This is a genomic window from Pseudomonas sp. K2I15 (assembly GCF_002204795.1).
Classification (GTDB): Bacteria; Pseudomonadota; Gammaproteobacteria; order Pseudomonadales; family Pseudomonadaceae; genus Aquipseudomonas.
The window spans coordinates 1-9744 of record NZ_NIXO01000101.1 but is presented as its reverse complement, the minus strand read 5'-3'; the positions used below and the strand labels follow the sequence as shown (position 1 = coordinate 9744).

Here is a 9744-nt window from a genome sequence, read left to right as displayed (position 1 = left end):
GCCCCCACCCCAAGCCCCTCCCGAAACGCCAAATAATGCTTCAACACCTGCACCGGCGCCTCAATCTGCGGATAGTGCCCAATATTCGCCAACAACACCGTATCCGCCTGCGGCACCAGTTCACGATACCGCTCCACCATATGCCCACCAGAAATCGGATCAACCTCCCCATCAATCACCCGCAACGGCACCTCCCCCCGCTGCATCGCCGCCACCCAGCGATCCCGCTGCTGGCGACGTTGAGGAATATACGCAATCAACTTATGCAAAATCCGCGGCCCCTCCTGGCTCTCAATCAAACTCCAGAAATCATCCAGCGCACTTTCACTCGGCCGGGTCGCGGGCCCAAAAATCTGCCCAAAACTGTTGGCCAACGCATTACGCCCAAACGCCCGCCCAATCATCCACCCCAACGGGCTCAGCAACAGCTTCTGCACCAGCGCCGCACGATGCGTCTCAGGAAACAGCCCACCATTGAGAAACACACAGCCGGCCATCTGAAACCGCCCTTCGTAATGCCGCGCCAACAACTCCTGGGCAACACTGTCACCATAATCATGGGCCAGCACATGCACCGGCTGCTGCACCCAAAGATGCTCCAGCAAGGCCTGTTGCAAATCCGCCTGCTCCAGCAGGCAATACGTGTGATCCAGCGGCTTGGCCGAATCGCCGAACCCCAGCATGTCGCAGGCAATCACCTGGTAGCGTTGGGCCAACGGCTGCCAGAGGTAATGCCAGTCCCAACTGGCCGTAGGGAAACCATGGATCAACAGCAACGGTTCGCCCTGCCCCGCCACCCAGTAACGAATGGTGCGGCCGCGAAACTCGAAACTCTGGGCGCGCTGGCGCCAGATGCGCAGCGGGATCTCGGCGAGTGGCATCAGCTTTTATACCCGGGGTCGAGTGCGTCCAGCTTGCGCAGCAACGCCGGCCATGCCAGCGCGCCGCCCATGCCTTGGGCGCTTTTGGTGACCCCGGCGATCATCGCCCGGGCACCGGCCAATATCTGTGGCGCAATGCTGATCAATTCAGCGCCACCGTTCTGCGCCATCACCTGGATATCGCAGGTGCGTTGGAAGGTGAACATCATCAGGAAGGTATCGGCAATGGTGCCACCACAGGTCAGCAGGCCGTGGTTGTGCAGCATCAGGAAATTGTTTTCGCCAAGGTCAGCCTGCAAGCGGGCCTTTTCCTCGTGGTTCAGCGCCACGCCTTCGTAGGCGTGATAAGCCAGGCTCGACAGCACGAATAACGATTGCTGGCTGATGGGCAACACGCCCTGTTTCTGCGCGGAAACGGCGATACCGGAAGCGGTGTGGGTATGCAGTACGCAGACCACGTCGTGCCGCACTTCGTGTACCGCGCTGTGGATGGTGTAGCCCGCCGGATTGACCTCATAGGGACTGGCCATCAGCTTGTTGCCGGCCTGGTCGACCTTCACCAGGCTCGACGCGGTGATCTCGTGGAACATCAATCCGTATGGATTGATCAGGAAGTCTTCGGTGCCCGGCACCTTGGCCGAGATGTGGGTGAAAATCAGGTCGTCCCAACCGTGCATCGCCACCAGGCGGTAGCAGGCGGCGAGGTCGACGCGGGTCTGCCATTCGGCAGCGCTGACCTGATCTTTTACGCTGTGTGTCGATTGAACAGTGGCTAGGCTCACGGCAATGACCTCCTTGGCGCGCGTTATTATTATTTTTTTGAGTGAATGGCCAGTCTAGTCAGACCGGGAGGCCGCCGTAGTTGCATTGGCAGCCAGCTTGATGACCGAACGGGTCAGTCCTGAGCATAGTTTCTATTTGTTTGAATTGCGTCAGAGAAGCGACGCCAATAAAGGTGCGGCGAACAGGTTGAGCAACCCGGTCAGCACCATCACCAAACCCGCCACCGAGCCTTCCTCGCCACCCACTTCATGGGCCCGGCTGACCCCCGCGCCGTGGGCTCCCACGCCAAACAATGCACCCCGCGCCAAGGGTGTACGCAGCGGCAACCACCTGAGCAGTACGCCGCCAAGCATGGCGCCGAACACGCCGGTGAACATCACGAATACCGCAGTCAGTTCCGGCACGCCGCCCAGGTCGGAAGACACGGGCATGGCGAACGGCGTGGTGATCGAACGCGGCACCAACGACAGGGTGACCGAGCTGTCCAGCGCCAAGGCTTTGGCCAGGCCATACGAAGTGGCGATGGACGCCGCGCTGCCCGCCACCATCCCCAGCAACAGCGCGGACCAATGACGCATCAGCAATCGACGCTGTTGCCAGATCGGAATCGCAAACGCCACGGTCACCGGGCCCAGCACCAGCATCAGCCAGTGGGTGTCGGTGGAATATTCGGCGTAGGCGGTTTTCATCGGCACGGCCACCGCGAGCAACAGCGCGGGTACCAGGATCAGCGGCGACAGCAGGTAGCGCCCGGTGCGCCGATAGATCCAGCGGCTGAAACCGTAGGCGCCGAGGGTCAGCGCCAGCCAGAACATCGGCATCAGCTCAAGCTTCATGGCGCAGCTTCCAGCGGCACACGAATTCCACGGTAAACGCGGTTACCAACATCACCGACAAGGTGCTGAAGCCGATCACCAGCATGATCCGCCAGCCGTCGTGCTTTACCAGGCCGCCGTAGTCCAGGAGGCTCATCAATGCCGGAATAAAGAACAGCAGCATCTCCGCCATCAGCACCCCGGCGCCGAGTTGCAGGGCCGCCGGTTTCACCAGGCCGGTGGCAAAGGTCAGCAGCAACAAGCCGAGGCCGACCACACCGCCGGGAATAGGCCAGCTCAGCCAGGCGGCCACCTGGCAACCCAGAAAGTAAATGGCCAGCAGCACGACCAGTTCAGCCAGCAACCGACCGACGAGTTTGAAGGTGAATGGTTTCATAAGCTTTGGGTCCTCGCAGGGCTCCCATTTTAGAGCGCTCGCTGGCATCCCCACAGCGAATTGTTAGACTGCAAGCCATTCCAAACTGGAATCAGGCCAATGGAATTTAAACAGCTGCGCAGCTTTGTCGAAGTGATCCATCGGGGCGGCTTTACCCAGGCCGGCAAAACCTTGCACATCAGCCAGTCCGCCGTCAGCAAGCAGGTGGCGCAACTGGAGCAAAGCCTGGGCACGCCGCTGCTGGATCGCCTGGGTTCGCAGATTCGCCTGACCGCTGCTGGCCAGGTGGTGCTGCAACGGGCAGAGGCCATGCTGCGCCAGCAAGCCGAGTTGCTCAGTGAGCTGGATGACTTGAACCAGTTGACCCGTGGCGAGCTGCGCATGGGCCTGCCGCAGTTGGGCGGCGATACGCTGTTTGCCGGATTGTTTGCGGAATACCGGCGGCGTTATCCGAATGTCACCATTCAGTTGCTGGAAGGCGGCAGCCGCAATATCGAACAGGCGATCTTGAGTGGCGAACTGGAGGTGGGCGGCAGCCTGATGCCCAGCGACCCGGCGTTCGCCTGGCAAGCGTTCTGTGATGAACCGCTGGACGCCCTGCTGCCGATGGACCATCCGCTGGCCGATAACGCGCAGATCCGCCTGGAGGAATTGGCCGACACGCCGTTCCTGATGTACCAGCGCAGTTTTGTGTTGAACGACCGCCTGCTACAGGCCTGCCAGCAACTGGGCTTTACCCCGAAGGAAAGCGGGCGCAGCGGCCAGGCGGATTTTCTCGCGGCACTGGTGGCCGCCGGCCAAGGCGTGGTGTTGCTGCCCAGTGTGGTGGCTCGCGGGCTGGTACGGCCCGGGGTGGTGCGCCTCACGCTCAAGGCGCCGGATTACCTGCGCTGGGACATTGCCTTTATCTGGCGTGAGGGCGCCTATCTGTCGAAAGCCGCCCAAGCCTGGCTGGCGTTGTTGCGCGAGTTTCCGGTCAACCGCGCAGTGCAGTGACCAGTTCGGCCAGCCATGGCTCGGCGTCGGCTTCCGGGGTCACGCTTTCGCTGGCGTCTAGGCGCAGCATCGGCAGCACCTCATGCACGCCCAGTTCCGCAAACAGCTCGCGCATTTGCTCGCCGCCGCCGCAGAAGGTGTCGCCATAACTGGCATCGCCCAAGCCGATCACCGCGCCCGGCAAGCCACGCCAGGCGGCCGGCAGTTGGTCGCGAATGGTCGAATACAGTGGCTGCAGGTTGTCGGGCAATTCGCCCATGCCGGTGGTGGAGGTCACGGCCAAAAAGGCTTCAGGGGCGAAACCTTGCACATCGGCGAGGGTTGCCCGCGGGTTGTGCCAAGCGTCGAAGCCGGCAGCGTTGAGAATGCTGGCAGCGTGGCGGGCAACTTCTTCAGCCGTGCCGTACACCGAGCCGGAAAGGATGGCGACTTTCATCAATCTGATCCTGTAGCTGACTAAAAGCCTGGGATATTAACAGCTAGGGCAAGTGGACAGGCGGCCAGCATGTCTTAAACTGCAAATTCCAAATACCAGGCCCGGACCGCTCAATGATTAACGCCAAGCTGATGCAACTGGTGATCAACGCCTCCAACGACGGCATCGTGGTCGCCGAGCGGGAAGGCAAGGACAAGCCGCTGATCTACGTAAACCCGGCCTTCGAACGGCTGACCGGCTACACCCTCGACGAAATCCTGTATCAGGATTGCCGCTTCCTGCAATCGGGCGACCGTGACCAGCCGGGGCTGATGGCGATTCGCGAAGCGCTGGAAAGCGGCGGCGCCTGCCGGGAAATCCTGCGCAATTACCGCAAGGACGGCACGCATTTCTGGAATGAGCTGTCGTTATCGACGGTTTACAACCATGCCGACAAGCAAACCTACTTCGTCGGTGTGCAAAAAGACGTGACGGTGCAGGTCAAGGCCCAGCAGCGTGTGGCGCAACTGGAAGCCCAGTTGGCGGACCTCAAGGCAGAGCTTGAGGCACTCAAGGCGACGAGCGGATCTAACAAAAACTAGAAAGCGCGGTCTTTAGAGAGATAATGGCGTTTTAACACCTCTCCTTTGAGCAAGATCAATGCAACGCGACGCGCTTTTGACGCAGGACGAGCTGGATTTTATTCAGACCATGCACCATAACCCGCAACTCAACGTGCGGGACGCGTCGTCGAGCCTGACGGTCAACGGCGGGGCGCAGATTCGTGATTTGCTCACCCGCCTGGCCGCCCATGACCATGTCACCCTCCAGGCACAATTCGACAACCAGCAAATGACCTTTCCGCTGCAATTGGTGGAAGACGAGTTTCATGCCGTGCATTTGCGGCTGGGCGTGCCGAGTATTTTCGAAGACGGGCCGATGATTCGCCCATGGCGCCTGGCGCTTGAAGAGCCGGTGCCGCTGGAAAATATCAAAGGGCAACCTGGTGCACTGTGGGTGCATGAGGTGTCGTTCAAGGGGTTACTGGTAGAGATTCGCGGGCGGATCAAGGCGCCAAGAACCTTTTCGCTGTGGTTCAGCCCATCCGGCTATGAGCGGATCGCCGTGCGCGGCACACTGGAGCGGGAAAATGCCCGAGGGTTGTTCGCCTACCGTTTAAGCCAGAACGATGTGGATGAAACCGAGCGCCTGCGCCAGTTTATCCTGCAGCAACACCGCTTGTTTCACCCCGAAGTCCACGCCTGAATTCAGGTATCGAGGCCGCCGCGCAGAAACTGCTGCAGGCGGCGCTGCATCAATCGCCCGTCATTACCCAGGCAGCCGACGGGCGAGCCGCTCAGCTGTTCCTGCGCCAATTGCGCCGCATCGCCAGCCAGGAACAACGGGCAATCCAGGGTCAAGGCCAGCCGCTCAAGGCGCTGCGGAAACTCATTGGAAGGTGAGTGATTGGAGAACACCACCAGGGCTTGTGGCTTGGTTTTTTCACAGACAAGCGTCAATTCGTCCATCGGCTGGCCCACGGCCAGGACCTTGACCGCTAACTCGTCACCGCTCATCAGCAGGCCTGCGACCAACAGTTCCAGCTCTCGGCATTCCCCCACGATGGCCGTCAGTAATACCCGCGGCGCCGCAGAGGCACAGCCTATTTGCAGGCGTTTCCAGGTGCGGCTACGCAGGAAGCCATCAAAAAACAGCCATTCACTGGTTTGGCCAAAAAGCCCCTGATGACGCAATAACTGCTGCCAGAGAGGCATCAGGATGTCCTGGAAAACCACCGTGACCGGGTAGGCCGCGAAAATCTGGCCATACAACCGGTCCAATTGCCGATCGTCGAAGGCAGCGACAGCCGTTCGCAGTTGTTGCTGCCATTGGCTCCATTCATGTTCAGCACCTGCTGACGCAACGGCAGCATCGGCGACTTGCTGATCATCACGGGCCAGGATTTTCCCAACCTTGCTCACCGCAACACCGCGCTCGATCCAGTCCAGAATGCGATGAACGGTCTCGATATCGGTGCGCGAATACAGGCGGTGCCCGCTTTCGGTGCGAACCGGCTGGATCAACCCGTAACGACGCTCCCAGGCACGCAGGGTGACCGGGTTGATGCCTGTCAATCTTGCCACTTCGCGAATCGGAAACAGCTCATCGGAATCAGCGGGGTTGCCAAGCGCCATATCAGGGGAGGGAGCAGTTATTACGGACATCTGGGCACTGAATCATCGATGGGAAGTCGGACCCCATTTAACGCCCATACAACTGTCCGTTTCAAGGTCTTCAGTTAACTGACCAGTGCCGCTGGCGTATTTTTTCAAAACAGGAATAATCCTTGCCTGTTTTTTCAACGTGGCTGCTTACCCCGCAGCTTCGTTCGTGCGCCACCTACCCGGCCCAGCGCACCTGATCCTTTATGGAGATACACAATGTCTACCTCCCCCGTCACCCTCATGGTTGCGCGCCGCGTGGCCAAGGGTCGTTATGAAGAGTTGATGGCCTGGCTGCGCGAAGGCGAGCAATTGGCCACGGACTTCCCCGGTTACCTGGGCTCCGGCGTGCTTGCACCCCCGCCCAACGATGATGAATTCCAGATTATTTTCCGCTTCGCCGATGAAAAGACCCTGCATGCGTGGGAGTTTTCCGCGTCGCGTGGTGCATGGCTCGGGCGTGGCAGCGAGCTGTTTGCTGCGCCGTCGGAGCATCGCGTACGCGGTATAGACGGCTGGTTTGGTGCCGCCGCCGCACGACCGCCGCGCTGGAAGCAGGCCGTGGCCATCTGGCTGGCGTTTTTCCCGGTGTCGCTGCTGTTCAACTTCGGCCTTGAGCCGCTGCTGAGCGAGTTGGGTTTGTTGAGCCGTGTGCTGGTCAGCACCCTCGCACTCACGCCACTGATGGTTTACTTTTTTATTCCGTTGTCGACCCACCTGCTGGCCGGCTGGCTGCATCCGGCTCCGGCCCGGGTAAAGGCCACCGAAGCCGCTGCTTGAGTACAAGGGAGGCCGCTCGCTGGTATAGTTTTAGCCTGCCAGCGATTCGAGCCTCCCATGCCTTCAACTCCCGCCCCGATCCTGATCACCGGCGCCGGCCAGCGTGTCGGCCTGCATTGCGCCCAACGCCTGCTGGACGAAGGGCAACCGGTGATTTTCAGCTACCGCAGTGAACGTCCCGGCGTGCAAGCCTTACGCGAGCGCGGTGCGATTGGCGTGTTTGCCGACTTCTCCTCTGAGGCCGGTATTCTCGCGTTCATCGACGAGCTGAAAAAGCACACCCAAAGCCTGCGGGCGATCATTCATAATGCCTCGGCCTGGGAAGCAGAAACGCCCGGCGACGAGAGCCGCGCCTTTGCCGATATGTTCAGCGTGCACATGCTTGCGCCGTACCTGATCAACCTGCATTGTGCTCACCTGCTGCAACGCTCCACGCCTGCGGATATCGTGCACATCAGCGATGATGTGACCCGCAAGGGCAGCCGCCAGCACATTGCCTACTGCGCCACCAAGGCCGGGCTCGACAGCCTGACCTTGTCGTTTGCCGCGCAGCTTGCACCGGATATCAAGGTGAACGGCATTGCCCCGGCGATGGTGATGTTCAACGAGGGCGACGACGCGGCCTACCGCGCCAAGGTCCTGGCCAAGGCGGCACTGGGCATCGAACCCGGCCCCGAGGTGATTTACCAGAGCGTGCGTTACCTGCTGGATAACCCGTATGTCACCGGTACCACCCTGACCGTCAACGGCGGGCGGCATATCAAGTAAGCCGTTTGCGAGGATGTTGTATGACTTTATCCCTGCCCCACCACTACCGCGAGATCCTCAAGGGCCTGGGTGAAGACCCGGAGCGCGAAGGTTTGCGCGACACGCCAAAGCGGGCCGCCAAGGCCATGCAGTACCTGTGTCATGGTTACGAGCAAAACCTGGAGGAAATCGTCAACGGTGCGCTGTTTGCCTCCGACAACGACGAGATGGTGATCCTCAAGGACATCGAGCTGTATTCGCTGTGCGAGCATCATCTGCTGCCCTTTATCGGCAAGGCCCATGTGGCCTATATTCCGACCGGCAAGGTGCTCGGCCTGTCGAAGCTGGCGCGTATCGTCGACATGTTCGCCCGGCGCCTGCAGATTCAGGAAAACCTCACGCGGGAAATCGCCGACGCCATCCAGACTGTGACCCAGGCCGCCGGCGTGGCGGTGGTGATCGAAGCCAAGCACATGTGCATGATGATGCGCGGTGTCGAAAAACAGAATTCAACCATGAACACCTCGGTGATGCTCGGCGCTTTCCGCGACTCGAACACCACGCGCATGGAGTTCCTGCAATTGATTGGACGGAGCAAGTAGCAATGCCACAACTTCAGCCAGGCATGGCGCGCATCCGGGTCAAAGACCTGTGCCTGCGCACGTTTATCGGGATCAACGAGGATGAAATCCTCAACAAGCAGGATGTGTTGATCAACCTGACCATCCTGTATGCCGCCCAGGAAGCCGTACGCGACAACGACATCGACCACGCGCTGAACTACCGCACCATCACCAAGGCGATTATCGCCCATGTGGAAGGCAATCGCTTTGCCCTGTTGGAGCGCCTGACCCAGGAGATCCTCGACCTGGTGATGAGCAACACCTCGGTGCTGTATGCCGAAGTCGAAGTCGACAAACCCCATGCGTTGCGTTTTGCCGAATCGGTGTCGATCACCCTGGCGGCCAGCCGCTAACCCTTACCTTTGCAGTGAGCACCATGACCGATCAACAACGCCTCGAACTCGAAGCCGCCGCCTTCCGCCGGCTGGTGGCCCACCTGGACAGCCGCAAGGATGTGCAGAACATCGACCTGATGAACCTCTCGGGCTTCTGCCGCAACTGCTTGTCCAAGTGGTACAAGGCCGAGGCTGACGAGCGCCAGATCGAGCTGAGCCTCGATGACGCCCGTGAAGTGGTGTACGGCATGCCGTACGCCGAGTGGAAAGCCCAATACCAGCAAGAAGCCAGTGCCGAACAGCAAGCGGCATTCGCCAAAGGAAAAACCCATGACTGACTTGAACACCCTGCGCGCCAGCCTCAACAGCGGCGAACATGTTTTTGCCGATACCCTGGCCTTTGTTGCCGCCGGTTACGACTACCAGCCACAAGCCTTTACCAATGGCAGCGTGGAAAACGCCGCCGGGCAGAACGAAGGTTCGTGCAAGACCCTGGGCCTGGCGTTGCTGGAAGGCTTGAGTGACAAAGAGGTGCTGTTGGCGTTTGGCGAGCATTACCGTTCGGTACTGGCCACGCCTGAGGGCAGTGACCACGGCAATATTCGTGCGCTGATCGAGCACGGGTTGGCGGGTGTGAAGTTTGCCGCACAGCCACTGACCCGCAAACCCTGAGTCAGACATAGATCAAAATGTGGGAGCGGGCTTGCTCGCGAAAGCAGAGTGTCAGTCAATACATCGGGTGACTGACAC

Annotated in this window: 15 protein-coding genes; 9 read left to right on the top strand and 6 right to left on the bottom strand. The window is 60.2% G+C overall.

Going from position 1 to position 9744, the window contains the following annotated elements; all coding sequences use genetic code 11:
• The 4 genes from CEC48_RS29725 to CEC48_RS29710 form a co-directional block, all read right to left on the bottom strand.
• Positions 1 to 881 (bottom strand): alpha/beta fold hydrolase (locus CEC48_RS29725; protein ID WP_088427079.1); only part of this gene is annotated, 881 nt, incomplete at its 3' end.
• Positions 881 to 1663: a class II aldolase/adducin family protein gene (locus CEC48_RS29720; RefSeq protein ID WP_088427078.1), complete on the bottom strand. Its 783-nt coding sequence runs from the start codon at positions 1661 to 1663 to the stop codon at positions 881 to 883. The genes CEC48_RS29725 and CEC48_RS29720, both read right to left, overlap by 1 nt.
• A gap of 150 nt (positions 1664 to 1813) precedes the next feature.
• Entirely contained in the window at positions 1814 to 2500 is a 687-nt protein-coding gene (locus CEC48_RS29715) for an LrgB family protein (RefSeq protein WP_088427077.1), read from the bottom strand.
• Entirely contained in the window at positions 2490 to 2876 is a 387-nt protein-coding gene (locus CEC48_RS29710) for a CidA/LrgA family protein (RefSeq protein ID WP_088427076.1), read from the bottom strand. The genes CEC48_RS29715 and CEC48_RS29710 overlap by 11 nt, the downstream gene beginning before the upstream one ends.
• 99 nt (positions 2877 to 2975) lie before the next feature.
• On the opposite strand from CEC48_RS29710, the gene CEC48_RS29705 reads away from it, so the two are divergent.
• Positions 2976 to 3872: a LysR family transcriptional regulator gene (locus tag CEC48_RS29705; protein WP_088427075.1), complete on the top strand. Its 897-nt coding sequence runs from the start codon at positions 2976 to 2978 to the stop codon at positions 3870 to 3872.
• On the opposite strand, the gene CEC48_RS29700 is transcribed toward CEC48_RS29705, so the two are convergent.
• Positions 3853 to 4308 (bottom strand): flavodoxin, encoded by a 456-nt coding sequence (locus tag CEC48_RS29700; RefSeq protein ID WP_003208486.1) that lies wholly within the window; start codon positions 4306 to 4308, stop codon positions 3853 to 3855. The two genes, CEC48_RS29705 and CEC48_RS29700, sit on opposite strands and share 20 nt — an antisense overlap.
• Positions 4309 to 4421: 113 nt before the next feature.
• On the opposite strand from CEC48_RS29700, the gene CEC48_RS29695 reads away from it, so the two are divergent.
• Positions 4422 to 4889 carry a PAS domain-containing protein gene (locus tag CEC48_RS29695; protein ID WP_088427074.1) on the top strand — a complete coding sequence of 156 codons (468 nt, stop codon included), beginning with the start codon at positions 4422 to 4424 and terminating at the stop codon, positions 4887 to 4889.
• A gap of 58 nt (positions 4890 to 4947) precedes the next feature.
• Positions 4948 to 5553 carry a hypothetical protein gene (locus CEC48_RS29690; RefSeq protein ID WP_088427073.1) on the top strand — a complete coding sequence of 202 codons (606 nt, stop codon included), beginning with the start codon at positions 4948 to 4950 and terminating at the stop codon, positions 5551 to 5553.
• Between the two features lie 2 nt (positions 5554 to 5555).
• Here the strand turns inward: CEC48_RS29690 and CEC48_RS29685 are convergent, their stop codons facing one another.
• A complete protein-coding gene (locus CEC48_RS29685; RefSeq protein WP_088427072.1) occupies positions 5556 to 6482 on the bottom strand; it encodes a MerR family transcriptional regulator in 927 nt (308 codons plus the stop codon).
• Between the two features lie 246 nt (positions 6483 to 6728).
• Between CEC48_RS29685 and CEC48_RS29680 the strand changes: the two genes are divergently transcribed.
• Genes CEC48_RS29680 through CEC48_RS29655 form a run of 6 tightly spaced genes read left to right on the top strand, consistent with a single transcriptional unit; the run spans position 6729 to position 9666 of the window.
• Positions 6729 to 7289 (top strand): antibiotic biosynthesis monooxygenase, encoded by a 561-nt coding sequence (locus CEC48_RS29680; RefSeq protein WP_008432309.1) that lies wholly within the window; start codon positions 6729 to 6731, stop codon positions 7287 to 7289.
• Between the two features lie 57 nt (positions 7290 to 7346).
• Positions 7347 to 8057, top strand: a complete 711-nt coding sequence (folM, locus tag CEC48_RS29675; RefSeq protein WP_088427071.1) for a dihydromonapterin reductase — start codon at positions 7347 to 7349, stop codon at positions 8055 to 8057.
• A gap of 20 nt (positions 8058 to 8077) precedes the next feature.
• Positions 8078 to 8638, top strand: coding sequence for a GTP cyclohydrolase I FolE (gene folE / locus CEC48_RS29670; protein WP_088427070.1), 561 nt, complete (start codon positions 8078 to 8080; stop codon positions 8636 to 8638).
• Between the two features lie 2 nt (positions 8639 to 8640).
• Positions 8641 to 9012, top strand: coding sequence for a dihydroneopterin triphosphate 2'-epimerase (folX, locus tag CEC48_RS29665; protein ID WP_003208474.1), 372 nt, complete (start codon positions 8641 to 8643; stop codon positions 9010 to 9012).
• Between the two features lie 23 nt (positions 9013 to 9035).
• Entirely contained in the window at positions 9036 to 9332 is a 297-nt protein-coding gene (locus tag CEC48_RS29660) for a DUF1244 domain-containing protein (RefSeq protein ID WP_003230838.1), read from the top strand.
• Positions 9325 to 9666, top strand: a complete 342-nt coding sequence (locus CEC48_RS29655) for a HopJ type III effector protein (protein WP_088427069.1) — start codon at positions 9325 to 9327, stop codon at positions 9664 to 9666. Before CEC48_RS29660 ends, CEC48_RS29655 begins: the two co-directional genes overlap by 8 nt.
• The last annotated feature ends 78 nt before the right edge of the window (positions 9667 to 9744 follow it).